21 protein-coding genes are annotated in these 22,105 nt (G+C 68.4%); 9 read left to right on the forward strand and 12 right to left on the reverse strand.

The features are described from left to right. Positions 1 to 4 precede the first annotated feature (4 nt). Positions 5 to 1,459: an LCP family protein gene (locus EV650_RS36325; RefSeq protein ID WP_238174702.1), complete on the reverse strand. Its 1,455-nt coding sequence runs from the start codon at positions 1,457 to 1,459 to the stop codon at positions 5 to 7. A gap of 166 nt (positions 1,460 to 1,625) precedes the next feature. Here EV650_RS36325 and EV650_RS36330 point away from each other — a divergent pair, with 166 nt between their 5' ends. Then, a complete protein-coding gene (locus tag EV650_RS36330; RefSeq protein ID WP_134123670.1) occupies positions 1,626 to 2,573 on the forward strand; it encodes an NAD-dependent epimerase/dehydratase family protein in 948 nt (315 codons plus the stop codon). Here EV650_RS36330 and EV650_RS36335 read toward each other — a convergent pair. Together EV650_RS36335 and EV650_RS36340 are read right to left on the reverse strand one after the other, a co-directional pair. Then, a complete protein-coding gene (locus EV650_RS36335) occupies positions 2,556 to 3,431 on the reverse strand; it encodes a hypothetical protein (protein WP_238174703.1) in 876 nt (291 codons plus the stop codon). The two genes, EV650_RS36330 and EV650_RS36335, sit on opposite strands and share 18 nt — an antisense overlap. Positions 3,432 to 3,617: 186 nt before the next feature. Then, positions 3,618 to 4,511: a GntR family transcriptional regulator gene (locus EV650_RS36340; RefSeq protein WP_134123672.1), complete on the reverse strand. Its 894-nt coding sequence runs from the start codon at positions 4,509 to 4,511 to the stop codon at positions 3,618 to 3,620. A 78-nt stretch (positions 4,512 to 4,589) separates the two neighbouring features. Here EV650_RS36340 and EV650_RS36345 point away from each other — a divergent pair, with 78 nt between their 5' ends. Together EV650_RS36345 and EV650_RS36350 are read left to right on the forward strand one after the other, a co-directional pair. Then, on the forward strand, positions 4,590 to 5,180 hold the full coding sequence (locus EV650_RS36345) for an HhH-GPD-type base excision DNA repair protein (RefSeq protein ID WP_134123673.1): 591 nt from the start codon (positions 4,590 to 4,592) through the stop codon (positions 5,178 to 5,180). Positions 5,181 to 5,315: 135 nt separating this feature from the next. Further along, the gene (locus EV650_RS36350) at positions 5,316 to 5,906 is read left to right on the forward strand and encodes a TIGR03086 family metal-binding protein (RefSeq protein WP_134123674.1); all 591 of its coding nucleotides are present in this window, start codon (positions 5,316 to 5,318) and stop codon (positions 5,904 to 5,906) included. On the opposite strand, the gene EV650_RS36355 is transcribed toward EV650_RS36350, so the two are convergent. From EV650_RS36355 to EV650_RS36365, 3 genes are all read right to left on the reverse strand, one after another. After that, on the reverse strand, positions 5,856 to 7,088 hold the full coding sequence (locus EV650_RS36355; RefSeq protein WP_134123675.1) for an FAD-dependent monooxygenase: 1,233 nt from the start codon (positions 7,086 to 7,088) through the stop codon (positions 5,856 to 5,858). The genes EV650_RS36350 and EV650_RS36355 overlap by 51 nt on opposite strands. Positions 7,089 to 7,250: 162 nt before the next feature. Next, on the reverse strand, positions 7,251 to 9,272 hold the full coding sequence (locus EV650_RS36360) for an NADPH-dependent 2,4-dienoyl-CoA reductase (protein ID WP_134123676.1): 2,022 nt from the start codon (positions 9,270 to 9,272) through the stop codon (positions 7,251 to 7,253). Then, positions 9,269 to 9,811 carry a PadR family transcriptional regulator gene (locus EV650_RS36365; protein WP_134123677.1) on the reverse strand — a complete coding sequence of 181 codons (543 nt, stop codon included), beginning with the start codon at positions 9,809 to 9,811 and terminating at the stop codon, positions 9,269 to 9,271. The genes EV650_RS36360 and EV650_RS36365 overlap by 4 nt, the downstream gene beginning before the upstream one ends. Positions 9,812 to 9,938: 127 nt before the next feature. On the opposite strand from EV650_RS36365, the gene EV650_RS36370 reads away from it, so the two are divergent. Continuing rightward, positions 9,939 to 10,418, forward strand: a complete 480-nt coding sequence (locus tag EV650_RS36370; RefSeq protein ID WP_134123678.1) for a cation:proton antiporter regulatory subunit — start codon at positions 9,939 to 9,941, stop codon at positions 10,416 to 10,418. 1 nt (position 10,419) lies between these two features. After that, positions 10,420 to 11,637, forward strand: coding sequence for a cation:proton antiporter (locus EV650_RS36375; protein ID WP_134123679.1), 1,218 nt, complete (start codon positions 10,420 to 10,422; stop codon positions 11,635 to 11,637). 43 nt (positions 11,638 to 11,680) lie between these two features. Here the strand turns inward: EV650_RS36375 and EV650_RS36380 are convergent, their stop codons facing one another. Genes EV650_RS36380 through EV650_RS36390 form a run of 3 tightly spaced genes read right to left on the reverse strand, consistent with a single transcriptional unit; the run spans position 11,681 to position 14,210 of the window. Further along, positions 11,681 to 12,139: a methylated-DNA--[protein]-cysteine S-methyltransferase gene (locus EV650_RS36380; protein WP_238174704.1), complete on the reverse strand. Its 459-nt coding sequence runs from the start codon at positions 12,137 to 12,139 to the stop codon at positions 11,681 to 11,683. A gap of 41 nt (positions 12,140 to 12,180) precedes the next feature. Then, the gene (locus EV650_RS36385; protein ID WP_134123681.1) at positions 12,181 to 12,735 is read right to left on the reverse strand and encodes a GNAT family N-acetyltransferase; all 555 of its coding nucleotides are present in this window, start codon (positions 12,733 to 12,735) and stop codon (positions 12,181 to 12,183) included. 2 nt (positions 12,736 to 12,737) lie between these two features. Further along, positions 12,738 to 14,210 (reverse strand): AlkA N-terminal domain-containing protein, encoded by a 1,473-nt coding sequence (locus EV650_RS36390; protein ID WP_134123682.1) that lies wholly within the window; start codon positions 14,208 to 14,210, stop codon positions 12,738 to 12,740. Positions 14,211 to 14,344: 134 nt separating this feature from the next. Between EV650_RS36390 and EV650_RS36395 the strand changes: the two genes are divergently transcribed. From EV650_RS36395 to EV650_RS36410, 4 genes are all read left to right on the forward strand, one after another. Continuing rightward, positions 14,345 to 15,085 (forward strand): SDR family oxidoreductase, encoded by a 741-nt coding sequence (locus EV650_RS36395; RefSeq protein ID WP_134123683.1) that lies wholly within the window; start codon positions 14,345 to 14,347, stop codon positions 15,083 to 15,085. Between the two features lie 29 nt (positions 15,086 to 15,114). Beyond that, the gene (locus tag EV650_RS36400; RefSeq protein ID WP_134123684.1) at positions 15,115 to 15,891 is read left to right on the forward strand and encodes an LLM class flavin-dependent oxidoreductase; all 777 of its coding nucleotides are present in this window, start codon (positions 15,115 to 15,117) and stop codon (positions 15,889 to 15,891) included. A gap of 93 nt (positions 15,892 to 15,984) precedes the next feature. Further along, positions 15,985 to 16,989 carry a LacI family DNA-binding transcriptional regulator gene (locus EV650_RS36405; RefSeq protein ID WP_134123685.1) on the forward strand — a complete coding sequence of 335 codons (1,005 nt, stop codon included), beginning with the start codon at positions 15,985 to 15,987 and terminating at the stop codon, positions 16,987 to 16,989. A gap of 44 nt (positions 16,990 to 17,033) precedes the next feature. Further along, positions 17,034 to 19,679 carry a glucosidase family protein gene (locus EV650_RS36410; protein WP_238174705.1) on the forward strand — a complete coding sequence of 882 codons (2,646 nt, stop codon included), beginning with the start codon at positions 17,034 to 17,036 and terminating at the stop codon, positions 19,677 to 19,679. A gap of 401 nt (positions 19,680 to 20,080) precedes the next feature. Here EV650_RS36410 and EV650_RS36415 read toward each other — a convergent pair whose 3' ends face one another. From EV650_RS36415 to EV650_RS36425, 3 genes are read right to left on the reverse strand one after another with little or no spacing between them, the layout of a single operon-like run. Then, positions 20,081 to 20,833: a hypothetical protein gene (locus tag EV650_RS36415; RefSeq protein ID WP_238174706.1), complete on the reverse strand. Its 753-nt coding sequence runs from the start codon at positions 20,831 to 20,833 to the stop codon at positions 20,081 to 20,083. Further along, positions 20,830 to 21,735 carry an ATP-binding cassette domain-containing protein gene (locus tag EV650_RS36420; RefSeq protein WP_134123687.1) on the reverse strand — a complete coding sequence of 302 codons (906 nt, stop codon included), beginning with the start codon at positions 21,733 to 21,735 and terminating at the stop codon, positions 20,830 to 20,832. Before EV650_RS36420 ends, EV650_RS36415 begins: the two co-directional genes overlap by 4 nt. Beyond that, entirely contained in the window at positions 21,735 to 22,097 is a 363-nt protein-coding gene (locus EV650_RS36425) for a GntR family transcriptional regulator (protein WP_238174707.1), read from the reverse strand. Before EV650_RS36425 ends, EV650_RS36420 begins: the two co-directional genes overlap by 1 nt. Positions 22,098 to 22,105: the final 8 nt, after the last annotated feature.

Below are 22,105 nucleotides of genomic sequence, written 5' to 3' on the forward strand. Positions count from 1 at the left end.
CCCCTCAGTTGGGCTGGTCGCCGTTGGGTTGATAGGCGCACGCGTCGGCCAGGTTCTGAGTAGGACCTGGAGGTGGCGCCGTCGTGGTGGTTGTGGGCTTGCGAGTCGTGGTCGGTGGCGGGGTGGCGGACGGGGCCGGCGTGGACTCGAGGGCGTTCTCAACCGTGTCGCGGAGGGCCTGGTAGTCGGGGTGGAGGTACTTGAGGCGGAGCTTCTCCGAGTCCAGCGTCACGTTGGAGACTGTGCCGGACTTGACCTTGAGGGCCAGCTGGACCATCGCGGGGAGCAACTCCTGCGGGATGTCGGTCCGGAGCAGATGCTGACCGGCCTTCGCGATCGCCTTGTACTTCGTCACCAGGGTCTGCGGATCGGCAGCGTCGACGATGCTCTTGATCACGCACCGCTGGCGGACCTGGCGCTGGTCGTCGTCCGCGCCGTACCGCCCGCGGGCGAACCACAGCGCGTGCCGCCCGTCGAGGTGCTGGCTCGGGCCTGGCTCGATCCATTCCTTCGGCGGGATGTGGGAGCTGCTGATGCCGCCCATCGCGACCCGCTCGTTGACGTTGACGGTGATCCCGCCGAGGGCGTCGACGATCTCCGGGAAGCTCTGCAGGTTGACCTGCAGGTAGTAGTCGAGCTTCAGCCCGAGCGCCTCGCCGACCGACTGCTTCACGACGTCCGCGCCCTCGTTGTCAGACGGGCCGAGGATGCCGGGATGCGCATCCGGGACGTTCTGGTACATCGCGGTCAGCATCCACTCCAGCCGGCCCTCGAGGCTGAGCCCTTCCTTGCCGAAGCCCTCCGGGTAGTACTTGTACAGCGGCGAGTCCTTCGGGAACGGCATGAAGGTCAGGTTCCGCGGCAGTGAGATCAGGGAGGTGTTGCCGGTCTTGGTGTCGATGCTCGCCACGATCACCGTGTCGGTCCGCACGCCCTCCCGGCTCGGTGCGTCGTCACCGCCGAGCAGCAGCAGGTTCAGCCGCGGCTTGCCCTCCCACGGGTCCTTGACGTTGACCACCTTCGGCCGGGTCGCGCTCTTACTCTCGCCCTGGGCCTGGAAGACGTCCTGCACGAGCGTCCGCTGCGCGAGGACGGTCTGCACGCCGACCGCGGCCGGCGCCGCGATCGCGAAGCACAGGATCCCGACGAACCCAGCGCCGAGGGCCCGACCGCCCGCTCCACCGGTTGCCGGACGCAACGACCGGTGCGACGCGACGATCACGATGATCCAGAGGAACGCGAGGGCTCCGATCAGCACCGACGTCAGCAGCAGCCGGCTGGGTACGACGGCAGCCGCGAGGACCTGATCCCGTCGGGTCAGGCCGACGTACACGCCGAGGCCGACCAATCCGAGGAACAGGGTGAGGACGAACGCGCCGATCCGCCGGCGGCCACCGGCGATCAATCCGAGTCCTGGAAGCAGTGCGCCCAACAGGGTCAGCCCCAGCAACCTCGGCACCGATCGTGGCCGTCTCGTTGCCGCGCGCGCACGACTCCCCATGGGCTCCCCTGTCCGCCGTCCCGCCTCCAGTGTGCGCCACATCCCGCGCCCCGTACCTCTTCAGACGTGTTACAGCGTTAATCGGTTGTCAATCGGCCGGATCCGGCCGGTAGGTTGACCGATCGTGCAGATTCTCGTGCTGGGTGGAAATGGGTTTGTCGGACGCGCGATCGTCGAGGACGCGCTGGCGCACGGGGCGGAGGTCGCCTCCTTCAGCCGCGGGCAGAGCGGATCACCGCTGCCTGCGGGCGTGACCGCGCTGATCGGAGACCGGGAGACCGGGGACTACGAGGCGCTGCGGACCGGTGAATGGGACGCGGTGGTCGATCTGAGCGGCTTCCGGACTCGGGACGTCGACCAGGCGATGGACGTGCTCGGCGATCGGGTCGGGCGCTACGTGTTCATCTCGAGCCACGCCGTCTACGTGCGGGACCTACCGGCCGGGACCGACGAGACCGCGCCGCGCCGCGAGCCGCTCCGCGATGCCGACGTACTCACGAACGACACCTACGGACCCTGCAAGGTCGCCTGCGAGGACGACATCGTCGAGCGGTACGGCGACCAGGCAACAATCGTCCGTCCCGGCCGCGTCACCGGTCCCGGCGACTCGTCCGGTACGGCGCTCTACTGGATCCGCCGCGGCGCCCGTGGTGGCCGGGTCGCCCTGCCGACCGGGCCGGAGCAGCCGCTCCAGTTGATCGACAGCCGCGATGTCGCTCGTCTCGTCAACCAACTCGTCACCGATGAGCGCGCCGGAGCGTTCAACGCGGTCGGGCCGGAATCCACCATCACCGAGCTGATCGAACTGTCGGCCGAGCTCGCCGGTACGTCGGTCGACATCGTCCCCATCGCACCCGACGCCGTACCGCCCCGCTTCCCGTTGGTCGACCCCGAACCCGAATGGGGCGAACGCCGCCGCAACCCGGCCAAGGCCCGCTCGGCCGGCATGTCCGTCACCCCGCTCCGCCAGACCGTCGCCGACGTCCTCAAGTGGGACCACGACCGCGGCGAGCCCGAGCTCAGCATCGGGCTGACCCCTGAGCAGGAAGCCGAACTACTCGGGCAGCGCTAAGGTCCGGCCGGCGTCGCGGGCTGCGTTGATGGAGCGGGTGAGGGTGTCCTTCAAGGCGGTGGCTTCGTCGGCGAATCCTTGGATCACGGAGGTGTCGCCTACTGGTTCGGTGCGGGCGAGGAGTTCGATGTAGCGGTCGCCGTCCTCCAAGGCCGCTTCGGCGCGGAGGGCGGCGTCGGCGGAACGGACCCGGTCGGCGTACCGGTCCAGGAGGTCCACCTTGCGTTTGATCGCGTCGACGGACAGGGCCAGGGCGCGACGCTGTGGACCCAGTACGGCGTCGAGCTCGGCGGTCTCCATCCCGCGGGCGATGTCCTTCTGCCGCGCCCGCAGTACCGTCTGCTCCCGGAGCACCTGCGCGATATCCCAGAGCTGCTCCGGCAGCACCAGCTCGTTCTTCATCTCGTCCAGCAGCCCGCGCCGGGTAACTGTTGCCTCAAGCACCGTTTTTACCGCACGCTGAGCCCGCCCGAGCAGCCGCCCGGCCGCGTCGTCGAAGTCCTTCGGCAGCAGGTACTTCCCGTGCTGCACCCGGACCGCCTTGTGCCCGCGGTCCTCGACCACCGACTTCACCAGGATCCCGCCGGTCGCCAGGACCGCGATCCCGGCCAGCACCACCGCGGCCCATGCGGCCACCGCGGTCGGCAAGATCGCTGCCATCACGATCAGCGCCAGGATCCACCCGCCGACACACACCGCAGCCCACACCAGCAACGTCCCGAAGGTGTTCCCGGGAGCCACCGACCACGAGGTCTGCCGCTTCGGTCGCGGCGCGTCGGCGGCAACGAACAACTCCGGCCGGTGCTCGTACAACCGCCGTACGCCCACAGGCACACCCGGCGCGAACACAGGCTCCATCGCCACCTCCGGAGAAGACGTCAGCACTTAGCGTAAGGGGTGCTTGGTGCTCCCGCGCCGTAGCGAGCAGGTGCTCGGTGCGGTGCATCGGCGCGCGGGAGCGAAGGTCTCGATGCGGAGCATCGTGGCCTTTGCTCACGTGCGGCGAGGTGCCGTGCCGAGTGCCGCGCAGTAGGCGCGGGAGCATCAAGCACCCCTTCCCCGGGTGGCGAGCCCATCGAGGAAGACCTCGAGGCCGAACTCGAACAGCCGGTCCAGGTCGTACTCGTAGTCGAAGCCGTCCGCGAGCAACTCCCGGAACGCGGTCAGATTCCCCATCGCGATCATCGCCGCCAACTGATCGCCTTGCTGCACGACCCACTCGTCGGCAGTCACCCCGGTGTCCTGCTCGGCCTGCGCCTCGGCCTCCATCACCAGCGCCACCCCGCGCACATACGCGAACAGGCTGATCATCGTCGACAACGCCGCACTCTTCTCGAACCCACGCAACGCCCGCAGCATCGCATCCGTGTGCGGCAGCAGCCGCGGCACCAACTGCGGCCGGCTCAAACTGATCGCACTCGCCAGCCAAAGATGCCGCCGGTACGCCGCCCAGTGCACCCGCGCCACCGCCGTGATCGCATCCCGCCAATCACTCGGCGCCTCCCCCAACGGGAACTCCCCGATCGCCTCGTTGACCATCTGCACGACCAGCGCGTCCTTGCCGCCGACGTACCGATAGAGCGCCATCGTCGACACCCCGAGCTCGGCCGCGATCCGCCGCATCGACAACGCCGCCAGCCCCTCGGCGTCGGCGATCTCGATCCCCATCCGCACGACCTCGTCGCGATTCAGCTCTGGTTGCTGAGTACGACGCGCGGCTCGGGGCGGCGGACCTACCACGGTGCCGACGCCGGGACTCGGATGCACGAGTCGCTCGGCCTGCAACGCCTGCAGCGCCTTCGTGGCGGTCGCCATCGCCACCCCGAAGTCGCGGACCAGCGCCCGCGTCGACGGCACCCGGTCCCCCGGCTTCAGCTCCCCCGCCTCGATCCGCCGACGCAACTCGGCCGCGATCACCTGGTACGGCGCCTCACTCATCCACCCCTCCTGAACTAGTGCACATACATCGTACGCGCACTACCTCGGCCGCGCCGACTTCATGTCAAGATGGGCGGCATGCTGCGCGAACTACACCTCACCGGCAACCCGGACGCCGACAAGTTGCTCAACGACGACCCGTTCGCCTTGCTGGTCGGGATGCTCCTGGACCAGCAGTATCCGATGGAGCACGCCTTCTCCGGCCCGCTGAAACTCGCGAACCGGATGGACGGTTTCGACCTGCACAAGATCGCCGCGACCGACCTCGACACGTTCGTCGAGCTCAGCGTCACGCCACCGGCCATCCACCGGTACGGCGGATCGATGGGCCGCCGCGTGCACGCGCTGGCGCAGCACATCATCGACAACTACGACGGCGAGACCACGAACATCTGGCTGGCCGGCCGCCCGAAGCCGGACGGGGCCGAGGTGCTGAAGCGGTTGAAGGCGCTGCCGGGGTTCGGCGAGCAGAAGGCGAAGATCTTCCTTGCCCTGCTCGGCAAGCAGCGCGGCATCCAGCCGAAGGGCTGGCGCGAGGCCGCCGGCCACTACGGCGACCGCGGTTCCCGCCGGTCGATCGCCGACGTCACCGACCCCGCTTCGCTGGGTGAGGTCCGCAACTTCAAGAAGGCCGCGAAGGCCGCCGCCAAGGACGTCGCCGGCGCCTGATCCCGAGACATCGGAGCCCGACCTGTTGCAGGTCGGGCCGTCTGCGTGCGGGTTGTCCCTTGTGAACCACGCGGTTTCCTGCGAAGGCGGCGTACCCGCCTTATGCTCGCAGGGGCAGCCACGGGAGGAGAGCGGATGGACATCCGGGATCTGGATCGGCGCGCCGGCGCAGTGCTCGGGGAAGTCGTGATGCAGGTGCGACCCGAGCAACTGTGGTTCCCCACCCCGTGCCCGGACTGGACCGTCCGCGGGCTCATGCGTCATCTGGTCAGTCAGAACGAAGGCCTCGCCGCCGCCGCGCTGAACGGCTCCGCTTCCATCCATACCTGGAACGGCGGCCGCCTCGGCGACAACCCGGCCGGTGCGTACCGGCGGTCCAACGTGCGGGTCGCGGACGCGTTCGCCGACGGCGGTGCGCTCGACCGGCTGGTGGAGGTGCGCGAATTCGGTTCGTTTCCGCGCCGGATCGCACTGACCTTCCACCAGCTCGACTGCGTCGTACACGCCTGGGATCTCGCTCGCGCGATCGACGTCCCGTACAACCCGCCGCCGGACATGATCGAGCTCGCACTCGTGCTGGCTCGCCGGATCCCCGACACCGAGTCCAACCGCGGCACCGGCTACGCGTTCGAACGCAGCGTCAAGGTCTCCGGCACGGCCCCCGACCTCGACCAACTACTGGCCCTGCTCGGACGCAACCCCGAGTGGGTCTCCCCGCTCGACTGAGTACTCGGGCAGGTCGATCGCGTCCGGCTTCGCGATCGCCATCTTGGTCAGCGCTCCAGCCATCAATCGCGACGTCATCGCCCGCAGCATCAGGTCCCGATACCCGATCCCGAACGACGTCATCGGCATCGCCATCTTGATCCCGCCCGGCGGGAGCTCCATCCGCTGAGCGACGTACGCCTGCAGCCGGGCCTGGTACGCCGGGAACGCGCGGACGTGATCTCCGTCCACAGCAGCCAGCTCTCCCGCGAGGACGTACGCCCCGACGAGTGAGAGCGCCGTACCGTGACCGGCCAGCGGCGAACCGCAATACCCGGCGTCACCGGCCAGCGTGATCCGGCCGCGTGACCACTGCGGCACGATGACCCGGCTGATGCTGTCGAGGTAGAAGTCCTCGGCCGTCTCCAGCTGTTTGAGAACGTGCTCGGTGTGCCAGCCGAGCCCCTCGAAACGCTTGTGCACTAGACGCTTCTGCGCCTCGACATCACGCCGGTCGTACTCGAGCACCGGCGATCGGAAGCTCAGCAACGCCTTCGCGAACTGCGGACCGTGGTCCGGCCGGAGAGCGACCCAGCGACCGCGCGGCGCGGTGTAGACCTTCATCCAATGGTTGAGGTCCTCGGGCGCCTCGACCGTGAAGTACGACGTGTAGCCGCCGAGATGGTGCACGAACTCCGACTCCGGCCCGAACGCCAACCGCCGTACTCCCGAGTGCACGCCATCCGCGCCGACCACCAGATCGAACCGCCGCCGCGTCCCGCTCGCGAACGTCACGTCGACCCCGCTCGCGTCTTGATCCAGCTCCGCGATCGAGTCGCCGTACAGGTACTCCACCTCGTCGGTCGCGTCGGCAAGGATCGCGGCGAGATCACCACGCAGGATCTCGATCTCCGCCACCGGCCCGGCCCCGTCGAGCAACTCGGCCGCCATCGCCGCGGACCGCCGACCGTCGGCCCGCACGTACTCGAGCCCACGCTCATGCAACTGCAGCTCGGCAACCGCCGGCATCAACCCCATCCGCTCAGCCACCACTCGCGAGACCCCACGCAGATCAACGGTCTGCCCACCCGGCCGCGGTGTCGCCGCGATCTCCACAACGGTCGGCGCAAACCCGAACCGCCGCAGCCAGAACGCCAACGCCGGCCCAGCGATCCCGCCACCAGAAATCAGAACAGTCTTCATCCCACACCCCTTCAACTAGTGCACGTACGCCGTAAACGGTGCACTACTCAAACGGCGTGACGCCAGCGCGCACTAGTGCGCGGACGCCCACGCAGGCAGAACCCCGGTTATCCGGGCAATCTGACCCCGGATCCGGGGGTTCTGCATGCGTGGCGGTCCGCCTCAGAGGGTGAGGGCCAACCGAGTCGCCTGGTCGATCGCCCGTTTGGCGTCCAGTTCGGCGGCGACGTCGGCGCCCCCGATCAGGTGGACGGGACGGTTGGTCGCACGAAGGGCGTCGACGAGGTCGCGGACCGGTTCCTGACCGGCGCACACCACGACGTTGTCGACGGCAAGCACCCGCGGCTTCTCGCGCTTCTGGCCGAAGGTGATGTGCAGGCCCTCGTCGTCGATGCGTTCGTAGTTGACGTCGCGAAGCTGCTCGACCTGCTTGTTCTTCAGCGCAGCCCGATGCACCCAGCCCGTGGTCTTACCAAGGCCGGCGCCGATCTTCCCGGCCTTACGCTGCAGCAGGTACACCTTCCGCGGCGACGGCTCCGGATGCGGTACGCCGAGCCCGCCCGCGACCGCGGTCGGATCACCGACACCCCACTCCGCCTTCCACGCCTCAAGATCCAGCGTCGGCGACTCCGCGGTGGTCAGGAACTCGCTCACATCCACACCGATCCCGCCGGCCCCGATCACCGCGACCGTGGCCCCGACCGGCTTCCCTTCACGGACAGCTTCGGCGTACGAGAGAACCTTGGGGTGGTCGATCCCGGGGATCGCCGGCACCCGCGGTACGACGCCGGTCGCGAGCACGATCTCGTCGAACCCGGCCAGGTCCTCAACGGTCGCGCGCCGTCCGAGGTGCAGCTTCACGCCGGTCAGGTCGAGCCGCCGCCGGTAGTACCGGATCGTCTCGGCGAACTCCTCCTTACCCGGGATCCGCCGCGCGATCCCGAACTGCCCACCGATCTCCCCATCTTTTTCAAACAGCTCAACCCGATGTCCCCGTTCGGCGGCAGTCACCGCCGCGGCCAACCCAGCCGGCCCGGCTCCGACAACTGCGATGCTCTTGGTACGGCGAGTTGGCAGCAGGGTCAGCTCGGTCTCGCGAGCGGCCCGCGGGTTGACCATGCAGCTGGCCTTCTTCTTCGCGAACACGTGGTCCAGACACGCCTGATTACAGGCGATGCAGACGTTGATCTCGTCGGCCCGATCCGTTGTTGCCTTCAGCACCCATTCCGGATCGGCCAGGAACGGACGGGCCATGCTGACCAGGTCGGCGTCGCCACGGGCCAGCACCTCCTCGGCGACCTGCGGCAGGTTGATCCGGTTCGACGTGACGACCGGGATGTTCACATGCGGCTTGAAGGCGGCGGTCACGCTGGTGAACGCAGCGCGGGGCACGGACGTGACGATGGTCGGGATGCGTGCCTCGTGCCAACCGATGCCGGTGTTGATGATCGACGCACCGGCCGCCTCGATCTCCTTGCCCAGCGCAATCACTTCGTCCCAGGTCTGACCGCCCTCGACCAGGTCGGCCATCGACAGCCGGTAGATGATCAGGAAGTCGTCGCCGACCCGCTCCCGGGTCCGCCGGACGATCTCGACCGCGATCCGCCGACGGTTCTCCGGGCTGCCGCCCCAGCGGTCGGTCCGCTTGTTCGTCCGTTCGGACAGGAACTGGTTGATGAAGTACCCCTCGGACCCCATGATCTCGACACCGTCGTACCCCGCCTCGCGGGCGAGCGCCGCACAGTCGACGTACGCCGTGATCTGCTTCAGTACGCCGCGATCGGAGAGGGCTCGGGGTTTGAACGGGTTGATCGGGGCCTTCAGCGCCGACGCCGAGACGCTGAACGGATGGTAGGAGTAACGGCCGGCATGCAGGATCTGCAGCGCGATCCGGCCGCCTTCGGCATGGACGGCGTTGGTGAGGAGGCGATGCCTGCGAGCTTGCCGATGAGTGGTGAGCGTTGAAGAGAACGGCGTGAGCCAACCGGTGCGGTTGGGCGCGTAGCCACCGGTGACCATCAGGCCGACACCGCCGCGAGCCCGCTCGGCGAAGTACGCCGCCAGCTTCGGCAGGTCACTGAGCCGGTCCTCGAGACCGGTGTGCATCGAGCCCATGATCACCCGGTTCGGCAGCACGACGTGACCGAGATCCAGCGGCTCGAGCAAGTGCGGGTATGGATTCATCGGTTGTCCTTCCGGAGGGCATCGATCACTTCGTCGCACCAGGTCACGAACGACTCCTCGGCACGGATCCCGCCGCGCAGCACGAGGTACTGGTGCAGTTCGCGGCCGCGCAGAGTGTTCGGCTTCGGGAAGTCCCGCCGCTGGATCCCGCGGTACACCTCGAGCCGGGTGGCGTGCTCGGCGCGATGCCGCTCCATCTCCTTGAGCACCAGGCCCACGTCACCGAGCGAGGCGCCACGGAGTTTCACGCTGAGCCCATCCCGCAGTACGGCGGGATCCGCGGGCTCGGCCAGCCAGCGAGAGATTTCGGCTCGCCCGGGCGCCGCGACCCGGTAGACCTTCTTGTCCGGGCGGCCCTCCTGGGCGATCTCCGTGTGCGTCACCCAACCGGCCTCGTCCATCCGGCGCAGCACCCGGTAGATCTGCTGGTGGGTGGCCGGCCAGAAGTAGCCGATCGACCGGTCGAACCGCCGGGCCAGCTCGTACCCGGACCCGGCGCGCTCGGTCAACGAGATCAGGATCGCGTGTTCCAACGCCATGCCGGGAGCCTACCTATGCAACTGGTTGCAGTGCACCTGATTGCAACCTGGATCACAGCCATAGACCGGAATGCCTGCCCGGGATTTGAGAGAATGGTTGCAGACGCCAGCTATTGATCGGAGCATCATGAACCACCACCCGACCAAAACGACGTTGCCCGGTATCGGCCTGCGGTACGACCTCGTCACCGAAGCCGGTAAGCACGTCTCGGTGGTGGTGCACAACGACGGCCGGCGGTTCCTCGGCTTCCACGATCCCGAGGACGACGACACCTGTACGGCGACGGTTCCGCTCGGTCAGGGCGAGGCCGCCGCGCTGGCGCAGCTGCTGATCCCGGAGCGGATCGACCCGGTCCGCGGTGAGATGGAAATCGACCTGGTCACCGAGCACATCCCGGTCACGGCCAAGTCGCCGTACTCCGGCCGGACGCTCGGGGACACGCAGGCCCGCAGCCGGACCGGCGCATCGATCGTCGCCGTACTGCGGCGGATCGGGGCGACGCCGTCACCGACGCCGGACTTCCGGTTCGCGATCGGGGACACCCTGGTCGTGGTCGGCACCCGCGAGGGCGTGGACGCCGTGGCCGACCTGATCGCGGGTGGGTGACATGCACGAGAACATCACTGCTCTGCTGATCGAGCTCGGCGCGGTCATCCTTGCCCTGGGCATCCTCGGACGGATCGCCGGGCGGCTCGGGTTCTCGCCGATTCCCCTGTATTTGTTGGCCGGGCTGGCCTTCGGGCACGGCGGGTTGTTGCCGCTGGCAGCGAGTGAGGAGTTCGTTGCCACCGGCGCCGAGATCGGCGTGATCCTGCTGCTGTTGCTGCTCGGACTCGAGTACACCGCGTCCGATCTGGTCGGCACGCTGAAGACGCAGTACGTGTCGGGTGCGGTGGACTTCCTGCTGAACGCGTTGCCTGGCGCGGCCGTGGCTCTGCTGCTCGGCTGGGGTCCGGTGGCCGCGGTCGCGTTGGGCGGGGTCACGTGGATCTCGTCGTCCGGCGTGATCGCGAAGGTGGTCGGGGACCTCGGCCGATTGGGCAATCGGGAAACGCCCGTCGTACTGGGGATCCTGGTGCTCGAGGACCTGTCGATGGCGGTCTATCTACCGATCCTGACCGCCCTGCTGGCCGGTGTCGGGCTGGCCGGCGGGAGTATCACGCTGCTGATCTCGCTGGGGACGGTGAGCGTGGTGCTGTTCATCGCGCTCCGGTACGGACGCGTGATCAGCCGGGCCGTGTCGTCGGACAACCCGGAGATGCTGCTCCTCGTCGTGCTGGGCCTAACCCTGCTGGTCGCGGGGATCGCGCAGCACCTGCAGGTGTCGGCCGCGGTCGGGGCGTTCCTGGTCGGGATCGCGTTGTCCGGCGAGGTCGCGCACGGCGCCCGGAACCTGCTCAGCCCATTGCGCGATCTGTTCGCCGCGGTGTTCTTCGTGTTCTTCGGCTTGAGCACCGACCCGGCGAAGATCCCGCCGGTGCTGGCGATCGCGTTCGGCCTGGCCGTCTTCACCGCGCTGACCAAGATCGCCACCGGCTGGTACGCCGCCCGCCGCGCCGGCATCTCCACCGCCGGCCGCTGGCGAGCCGGCGGCACCCTGGTCGCCCGCGGCGAGTTCTCCATCGTCATCGCCGGCCTGGCCGTCGGCGTCGAACCCAAACTCGGCCCCCTGGCGACGGCCTACGTCCTGATCCTGGTCATCCTCGGCCCAGTCGCCGCCCGCTACACCGAGCCCCTCGCCCGCCGCCTGACCCGCAAGCCGCCGAAGGCGACCGTGGCCCCGGCGACGGAACGCCTGGACGACACCGCCAACACCACGACCTGACGCGGACCGCCACGCAGGCAGAACCCCCGATTCGGCGGTGTTTTCAGGCCCGACGGGTGGGTTCTGCATGCATGGCGGTCCGCTCGTGGTCCAGAAGGAACTGCTTGCGCTGGATGCCGCCGCCGTAGCCGGTGAGGTTGCCTGTCGAGCCGACCAGGCGGTGGCACGGGATGATGATGCTGATTGGGTTCTTGCCGTTCGCGAGGCCGACCGCTCGGGCCGACTGCGGTTTCAGGCCGAGCGCGGTGGCGAGACCGCCGTACGTGGTGGTCTCGCCGTAAGGAATGGCCTGCAGAGCGGTCCAGATCTGACGCTGGAACGGCGTGCCCGCCAGCCGCATGGGTACGTCGAAGGTCGTGCGGCCGTGATGGAAGTACTCGTCGAGTTCCTCGGCGACTCCAGGAAGGGCGGAGTCGTCGCGGTCGCCGAAGGTCTCCGGCTCGGGACGGTAGAGCTGCTGGTCCATGTAGAGACCGGTCAGCTCGCCCGCGTCGGTCCCCACCAGAGTGAGGGGACCGAGCGGGCTGTCTATCACGGCGTATGTCATCGAGTGGCGTCCCACTGGGCGCGGTTGATCCGGTAGAGCACGTGCCGCCGCAGCCGGTCGCCCTCCGCGATCCGCGGGTTGTCGAAGTCGCCGGGCTCGTCGTGCACCATGCCGATCCGTTGCATCACGCGCTGCGACGGCAGGTTCGTGGTCGTGGTGAACGAGACGATCTCGTCCAGCCCGGCCGGCCCGAAGCCGTGCGCGAGCGACGCCCGAGCCGCCTCGGTGGCATAGCCGTTGCCCCAGGCCCCTTTCGCCAACCGCCAGCCGATCTCGACGCCCGGCAAGAAGTGCGCCTCGAAACTCGGCACCGACAGCCCGGTGAACCCGATGAACTCGCCGGTCTCCTTCACCTCCAGCGCCCACAGTCCCCAGCCGCGCTCGTCGATCGCCGTGAGGTTCCGGTCGATCAGCCCGTCGCTCACCTCGCGGCTCTGCAGGCTCGGGAAGTGTTCCATCACGGCCGGATCCGCGTTCAGCGCCGCGAACGGATCGCGGTCGGAGTCACGCCACTGACGCAGCAGAAGACGGTCGGTGGACAGTTCGGTCATACTCACTCCACAGGAATCTTGTTGATGGCGTGGTCGCCCGTCGCCCACAGGTACTGGACCGCATAGGCACGCCAAGGCCGCCACGCGCGTGCGTGGTCGGTCAAGGGTTTAGGGGCTTCAGGCAAGCCTAGGTCACGGGCGGCGTAGCGGATACCCAAATCACTGGCCACAAAGGCATCCGGATCCCCGAGCGCCCGCATCGCGATCGACTCCACCGTCCACGGCCCGATCCCCGGCAGCGCGGCCAACTGCTCGCGCGCCTTGTCCCAGTCCGCGCCCGCACCCAGATCGATCTCCCCGGCGGCCAGCGTTTCGACCAGAGTCGTGAGCGTCGTACGCCGGGACTTCGGGAACGCCAGCGTCTCCGGGTCGAGCCCGGCCAGCGCCTGCACCGTCGGGAACAGATGCGTGAGTCCACCAGCCGCGTCCTCGATCGGCTCGCCGTGCTGCAGCACCAAACGATGCGCATGCGTCCGAGCCGCCGCCGTCGACACCTGCTGACCGAGCACCGCGCGTACGGCGAACTCCTCACCGTCGACTGTGTGCGGAACTCGCCGGCCCGGCGCCTTCGCGATCAGCGGCGCGAGCACTGGGTCCTCACTGAGCAGATCGTCGACCGCGATCGGATCCGCGTCGAGATCGAGCATCCGTCGGCAGCGGCTGATCGCGATCGCCAGATCACGCTGGTCGGTGAGCGAGAGCTGGCAGGCGATGTGGTCCGGCATGGGCTGCAACGCGACCACGCCGTGGCCGTGCGGGAGTCGAAGGGTGCGCCGGTACTGACCGTCGCGCCACTCCTCGACGCCTGGCACACCTGTCGCGATCAGATGACCGAACAGGTTGTCCGGCGTCAACGGAGCGCGGAACGGCAGTCGCAGCGAGATCGTGCCCGGCGCGGCAGACGTCGTACCCCGGCGGGCTCGGTGGCGCAGCTCGGTCGGTGAGAGTGCGAAGACCTCCTGCACCGTCTCGTTGAACGTCCGCACGCTGGAGAAGCCGGCCGCGAACGCGACGTCCGCCATCTGCAACTTGCTCGTCTCGATCAACAGTCGCGCGGTCTGCGCACGCTGCGCCCGGGCGAGCGCGAGCGGTCCGGCGCCGAGCTCGGCCAGGAGCTGTCGCTGCACCTGCCGCACGCTGTACCCGAGCTGACCAGCAAGCCCTGGTACGCCGTCCCGGTCGACGACGCCGTCCGCGATCAGGCGCATGGCGCGGGCGACGAGGTCGGCGCGGTCGTTCCACTCCGGTGAGCCCGGGCTGGCGTCCGGCCGGCACCGCTTACAGGCGCGGAACCCGGCCTGCTGGGCGGCGGCCGCGCTCGGGTAGAACCGCATGTTCTCGACCTTCGGCGGCACCACCGGGCAGCTCGGCCGGCAGTAGATCTTCGTGGTCAGGACAGCAGTGAAGAACCACCCGTCGAACCGGGCGTCCTTGGACTGGACCGCGCGGACGCATCGCTCCCTGCATTCGTACACCTCCCCAGCATCCCTGCCGCCACCGACAGATCTCTAGCGGTTTTGCGACATCGAGGTGTCGCGAGAAAACGACGCCAGGATCCCGGGGCGGATTTCCGCCAGCTTGGGCGGCTGCAGCCCGCTGGACTTGAGGCATGAACGAACTACTGAACAAGTTTGCCCTGGTGACCGGTGGCAGCCGCGGGATCGGCGCCGCGACGGCGATCGCGCTGGCGGAGCGTGGAGCCGATGTCGCCTTTACTTACAAGAGTTCCGCCGACGCCGCCGCCAAGGTGGTCAAGGAGATCGAGGCGCTCGGGCGGCGGGCGTTCGCGCTCGAGGTCGACGCCGCTGACGCGGTGGCGGTCGCGGACGGCGTACAGCAGGCCGCGGATCGGCTCGGCGGGCTGGACATCCTGGTCAACAACGCCGGCGTCGGCGCGATCGCTCCGATCGGAGACCTGACCTTGGCCGACGTCGACCGGGTGCTCGCGGTCAACATCCGGGGCGCGTACGCCGCCGCGCAGGCCGCCGTACTGCTGTTGTCCGAGGGCGGCCGGATGATCCACCTCGGCAGCTGCGCAACCGAGCGGGTGCCTGGTCCGGGGATGACGCTGTACGCGATGAGCAAGTCCGCGATCACCGGCCTGAGCAAGGGCCTGGCCCGTGAACTCGGGTCGCGCGGCATCACGTCGAACGTCGTACACCCCGGGCCGATCGACACCGACATGAACCCGGCCGACGGCCCGTTCGCCGAGGCTCAGCTGACCAACCTCGCCGTACCCCGCTTCGGCACGGCGGCCGAGGTCGCAGCGGCCATCACCTACCTGGCCGGCCCACAGGCGGCGTACATCACCGGCACCGCGCTCTCCATCGACGGCGGGCACGCCGCCTGACTGTCGGTGGGCCTGACTAGCTTGAGGCCATGAGGTTTTCGGTCACGGTGGGAGCGGTTGGGCCGGGGCGGGATCCGCGCGGGTTGGCGGAGCTGGCTCGGGCGGTGGAGGACGCCGGATGGGATGCGTTGTTCCTGGAGGACTACCTCATCTACCAGGGCGACGCGTCCCAGCCGACGTACGACCCGTGGATCTGCCTGGCGGCGATGGCGATGGCCACGGAGCGGATCCGGATCGGGACGACCGTGACGCCGCTCCCCCGGCGCAGACCGTGGAAGGTGGCGGCGGAGGCGGTCGCGCTGGATCACTTGTCGAACGGACGGTTCGTGCTCGGCGTCGGGATCGGGGACCCCGGCGACCCGTTCATGGAAGGGAAGAGCCCGAAGGTGCTGGCGGAGATGCTGGACGAAGGGCTGGAGCTGATCGACCGGCTGTGGACCGGACAGCCGGTGACGTTCGCGGGCAAGCATTACCAGCTCGACGGCGTGCAACTGACGGCGCGGCCGGTGCAGCAGCCGCGGATCCCGATCTGGGTCGGAGGCAACTTTCTCGTACCCGCGGTACGGCGGAGGATCCTGCGCTGGGACGGATCGTGTGCGTACAAAGGGAGTACGGATGCGCCGCAGCAGATCACGCCGGCCGATGTCCGCGGATTGCTGGCCGAGCGGGAGCTCGACGTGAAGGTGAGCGGGGGCGATCCGGCGGCCTTCGCGGTGGCGGGTGCGACGTGGTGGGGGCGGTGGATCCCGCCGCTGTCCGTCGACGAGACGCTGGCGATCGTCCGGCCGGGGCCGCCGGTGATCTGACGTCACAGCTCGGAGTGAACCGTTGACAGGTTTGGACGGGCCGAGGCAGACTTCGGATGTTTTTAACGTTCAAAACGTCCGTGGGAGGCTGCTGTGGCTACCTTGAAGCAGGTCGCCGCCCACGCCGAGGTGTCTGTCCAGACGGTGTCGAACGCTTTGAACGCCCCGCACCGGCTGCGGCCGGACACGCTCGAACGGGTGAATCGCTCGATCGAACTGCTCAACTACCGGCCCAATCGTAACGCCCGCAGTCTCCGCACCAGTTCGGTCGAGCTGATCGGGTACTGCGTCCCGGACTGGCCGGACCAGACGCACCTGGTGATGGACCAGTTCCTGCACGCACTCTGCGCCGCCGCCGAACGCACCGGCCGGCACATCCTGTTGTTCACCGCACCGCCCGGCGTCGACGGCATGCCGACGTACGACGACTTGCACGCGCGCCGTCTTGTCGACGGGTTCGTGCTGTCGCAAACCGAGACCCACGACCCGCGGCACGGCTGGCTGAAGGAGCAGGGCATCCCGTTCGTCAGCTTCGGCCGGGTGTGGAAGGAAACCACGCAGCCCGGCCCGTGGGTGGACGTCGACGGCGCCGCCGGATCCGCGATGGCGGTCCGGCATCTGTACGACACCGGCCGTCGCCGGATCGCGTTCATCGGCTGGCCGAAATCGTCCGGCCTGGGCGAGGACCGGCTCGGCGGCTGGCGTGACGAGTGCAAAGCGCTCGGTCTGCCGACGGCCGGACTGTCCGTCCGTTGCCGCGAGGACAGCCTCGACGAAGGTGCCCGCGCGGCCGCGAGCCTGCTCGACGCCGGCCGCGAGGTCGACGGGATCGTTGCCCTGAGCGACATTCTCGCCCTCGGCGCACTCCGCGAGCTCACCCGCCGCGGCCTCACCCCCGGCCGCGACCTCAGCGTCACCGGCTTCGACGACTCACCGCTCGCCGACGTCGTCGCCCCCGGCCTGACCAGCCTCCGGCAACCGATGGACGACATCGCCGGAGAACTGATCACAATCCTGACCGGCTCCGCTGACGGCAGACCGGTCGAACGCCTACTGCAGCCAGAACTGGTGATCAGGGGCAGCACAGCCCCTGGCTGATTCGCGGCGCTGTCCCCCGGGCGCCGTGAGAAGGAGGAACCGCCATGACTCCCCATCCGACCGAACGAAGCTCCGCCCCACCCGGCCGCAGACCGGTACGCCGGACTGCCGGCATCGCCCTGCTCGCCACCGCGACCATCCTGGCCGGCACCGCGTCCGCGATCGCCGGCCCCTCAAAACCAACGCCCACCAGTGTCACCGCGACCGGTCCGTCCGAGTTGTCCACGACCACCCGGCTGGCCGACCGGCGGTCGCTCGTCGTCGGCGACCGTGCGTACGCGATGGGCGACGAGTCCGGCCTCTACCCCGCCACCGGTTGGCACATCCGCGGTGAGATGGGCGGCTTCTGGAGCCAGCCGATCAAGCTGCTCGACGGCATCTGGTTCGGCCTCGACGGCAACTGGCTCGGCAAGGACGTGGCCGCCGCGAAGTACACCAGCGGCCACGGCTACAGCCGGATCGACTACTCCGGCTCCGTCAACGTACGCCGTACCGACTTCGTCCCGGACGGGGTGCGCGCAACGCTCGTCGGACTGACGCTCAGCTCGAGTACGGCGAAGACGGTCAAACTCAACGTCGACGCGCACTCCGAACTGATGCAGTCGTACCCGTGGGGCGGGACCACCCCGAGCACGGCCGACGCCAACCTGCCCGACACCGGCGACTACACCGACGGTGCGCTTCGATTCCGCGAGCAGGGCACGCCGTCGTACCCGAACGCGACCGCTCACGACTACGCCGCGTTCGTCGGATCGTCCCTGCGTCCGACGGCCCACGCACTTGGTCCGGACCACCGCGGTCCGCAGGACCCGGCGGTCATCTGCCCGGCCGACGGTACGGCGCCGCCGCGTTGCGACGACAGTGCCTTCGGCAAGGGCACCGGCGGCGGGCTCACGTACGACGTGAAGCTGGGGGCGGGTCAGCAGAAGACGATCTGGTTCGCCGTGGCCGGTTCGGACCAGGGCAGCCAAGCGGCAGAACGCGAGTACGGCAAGGCACTGAGCAACCCGGACAAGTTGCTGCGGGCAAAGACCGCCGCGCGGCAGCAGATCGACGCGCAGTCGGCAGTGGACCTTCCTGGTGATCGTCAACTGCAGCAGAGCGTCGAGTGGAGCAAGCAGAACCTCGCCGATTCGGTGCAGCAGGCAAACAACCTGCAGATCCGGGACGTGAACGAGGGCAAGGACTACCCGGCACCGGCCGGAACGGTCGCGACCGCCCGCTGGTTCGGCGCCGGCTTCCCCGACTATCCATGGCTGTTCGCGACCGACGGTGAGTACACCTCGTTCGCCGCGGTCGCAGCCGGTCAGTTCGACACGGTCAAGGACCATCTCAAGTCGCTGCGCGACGTCAGTGACATCCTGAACAACCGCAGCGGCAAGGTCGCCCACGAGGTGACGCCGACCGGCGACGTGTACTTCGGCTCGAACCAGAGCGCGGGCAACACCGACGAGACGGTGAAGTTCCCGAGCACGGTCGCGCTGCTGTGGCGGTGGACGGGCGACAACAAGTTCCGCGACGAGATGTACGACTTCACCGTCCGGAACCTGCAGTACGTGTACCGCGAGCTGGACAAGGACGGCGACGGCTGGCCCGAGGGTCTTGGCAACGTCGAGCGCTCCGGGATGGGCGTGGAGAAACTCGACAACACCGTCTACCTCATCCGCGGCCTGAGCGACCTTGCCGACCTGGCCGCGTCCAAGCACGACGCGAAGACCCAGCAGTGGGCGACCACTCGCGTGAACGATCTCGAGTCGCGGTTCGAGGCGCAGTGGTGGGTGCCGCAGGCAATGGGGTACGCCGATTCCGTCGACGACCCGGCCAACCCGGCGAACGACAACACGCCGATCTTCCAGCGGCACTGGATCGGTGTCACGCCGATGGAGGCAGTGGTGACCAAGCCGGGGCAGCCGGCCTCGCCGCTTGCGTCCGCCGACCACGCGAAGACCGCGCTCGACCAGCGTGAAACTGCTTGCTACACAGGGGAATTCGGCCTCTTCCACACCGGCACCGGCGCCACCTCGGACCCGGGTGGCAACCATGGCGCGACGTGCGACCCGGTCGTGTCCCAGGTGCAGAGCGAGCGCAGCATCTTCAGCCTGAACACGTCGATCATGGCCGTTGCGGAAGGCAACTTCGGCCGGATGGGCACGAAGCAGCAGCAGACCTACACGACCGACAACGCCCGGATCCAGCTCGATCCGTCGGTCTGGGAGACCCCCGGCGCGATGCCGGAGATCGCCCCGTCGCCGGACTCCCCGGCGAACATCGGACGGCCGTTCTACGACCGCTCGATGACGCTGCAGGCCTGGGGCACGTACGGCATCCTCTGGCCGGTGATCCACCAGCAGCTGGGTGTCGACCCGGATCTCGGGCACGGCCGGATCGCCGTCGTACCGCAGATTCCGGCGGGCCAGCCGAAGGTGGCCGGTAGCAACATCCGGGTCGGTAAGGGATCGCTCGATGTGTCCGCACGCCTTGCAGGTAAGGCGTTGTCGACCGACGTGACAGTCAAGGGAGTCTCGGCCGCGCTCACGGTCGGCGCCGTACTGCCGTCCGGAGCGAAGGTGAAGAGCGTGACAGTTGATGGCCACGCGGCGCAGTACAAGCTCGTGACGACCAGTCGCGGGACCGAGGTGCAGGTGCCGGGTAACGGCTCACACACCGAACTGAGGATCACTCTCCGCTGAGAGACAGCAACATCCGAGAACCCCCGGGGTCGTTCGCGACCTCGGGGGTTCTTTACGGCACCAATGAGTTCAGCTCCGAACAGGAGGGCGAGCCCCTCCGAGTATGAGTCGGAGGGGCCCGCACCAGCTGAAGGAAGGTGACGTCTCCAGCTTCCCGATACGGGTCCGTGGAGGCCGGCAGACCCCGTCACCGGTCTACCTCGGTGGGGATCCCCACCGCGAGGGCCCTCGGTTTCCGTTCGACCCGCCGCTCCGATCCGAAGCAGCGTGTCGACATTTCTACGCCCGTCGGCCCCGGTCGCACAAGCGTTTCAGGGCAACAGTTTCAGTCGTCCACAGTGAACACGCTGCCATCCACAGAAACCGTCGCAGTTATGCACACCCCCTGTGCATAACGTGTCTCAGCCCTTGGCTGGTTTGAGTGCCATCGGTTGCAGCATGCGATACCCGGCGTACACACCGAGCGCGCTAACCACGAGGACAGCGGGTACGGCGACGGCGAGTGGCGGGCGGTGATATCCGGTGTTGGCCAGGATGCCCCCGAGCAACTGGGGCACGACCATGAACTCACCGACCACCCCGGGGATCACAGCCAGCGGCAACAGCAGCACACCGCGCCAGAAGCCGAAACGGACGAACGAGATGCCGAGCAACCAACCGGTCGCTTCGTGCGACAGGATCAGCAGGAAGAACTCGGCGAAGATCAGCCCGACCTGCGAGGTGCTGGTGAACAGGTGCGGATTGCTGAGGGTCTCGCTCCAGCCCTGCCAGCTGTAGAGCAAATGCTCGATCTGATAGACCACCACCCACACGAGCGCGGTGGCGATCGCGGCGCCGGTGAGATAGATGCCTGCGGCAACCGAGATCATCCGCCTGGTGATCCCCTGCGCCACTAGCAGCGCGAAGTACGCCGGGGTGATCATGATGCCGACGGCCATCGAGAAGTACGTCGGCGACGCGGAGCCGTAGTCCCACATGCTGTGGTCCACGCCGCCGTTCGCGAGCTGGATGACGATGCCCACCAGAAGGAACGCGACCACCATCACCACCCAGTAGCCGACGAGCATCTGCCGGAGGCCGAGTGTCATCGACAGCAGAACCTTCTGCAGGCGATACCGGTCGGTGGCTCCCCGTGGGAGCGTCGCAGTACTCACGATCGGGCTCCTGTCGGGGCGGTGAGATGGACGAAGAGGTCCTGCAGGCCGACCGGGCCGACCTCAAGACCGGCAGCGGTTGCCTGCCCGAGCAGTGCCGGGTCGAGGTCGCCGAGGATCGTGGCGGACTTGGTGCCGCCGAGCCGCTCCTCCGCGAGTACGGCGAAGCCGGCGGTGAACTCGTCGACGGCCGCGGCCGGGCCGACGATCGAGGCGCCGCGACCGCGGAGCGCGTCCACCGGCGACTGGGTGACGAGACGTCCGTTGTCGAGGATCACGACCTCCTCGAGCAGCGCGCTGACCTCGCTGACCAGGTGCGTGGAGAGCAGGATCGTCCGCGGTACTTCGGTGTAGTCGGCGAGCAGCGCGTCGTAGAAGAGGTTCCGCGACGGGACGTCCATGCCGAGGTAGCTCTCATCGAAGATCGTCAGCGGAGCGCGGGCAGCGAGGCCGAGGACGACGCCGAGCGCGGACTTCTTGCCGCGGGAGAGCTTCTGGATCTTCTTGTTCAGCGGGATCTCGAAGCGATCGAGCAGGGCGCCCGCGACGTCGGCGTCCCAGTACGGGCGCAGCGCTGCGGCGAGACTGATCGCCTGTTTGACCGGCACGGCCTCCACCAGGTCGCCGGACTCACGGATCAGGCAGACCCGGCTGGTGACGACCGCGTTCTCGTACGGCTCCTGCGCCGTACCGAGATCACCGCCCTCGATCAGCACCCGGCCCTCGTCCGGGCGACGGAACCCGGCCAGCGTCGCGGCGAGCGTGCTCTTGCCGGACCCGTTCCGGCCGAGCAGGCCGTGGATCTTCCCGGGCGCCAGTCGCAGATCGAGCCGATCCAGCGCGGGCGCACCAGCAAACCGGACCGAGAGCTCCTCGGTCCGCACAGTCAGGGCGGTGGTCATCAGGCGTCTCCATAGCTGCGGATGTGCTGGAGGATGTCTTTCAAGGGAATGCCGATGGCTTTGGCTTCGCGGATCATCGGGTCGACGACGTCGGCGAAGAACGAGTCGCGGCGGCCGGTGCGGAGCAGGTCGCGGGCGTTCGGGGCGACGAACATCCCGATCCCGCGCCGCTTGTACAGCACGCCCTCGTCGACCAGCTGGGCGAACCCCTTCGCCGCGGTGGCCGGGTTGATCCGGTAGAAGGCGGCGTACTGGTTCGTCGACATGACCTGCTCGTCCTCGGCCAGCGCGCCGGTCACGATGTCGGTCTTGATCTGCTCGGCGATCTGCAGATAGATCGGGCTCCGGTCGTCGAACACCATCCCACCTC

The organism is Kribbella kalugense, assembly GCF_004365875.1.
Lineage (GTDB): Bacteria > Actinomycetota > Actinomycetes > Propionibacteriales > Kribbellaceae > Kribbella > Kribbella kalugense.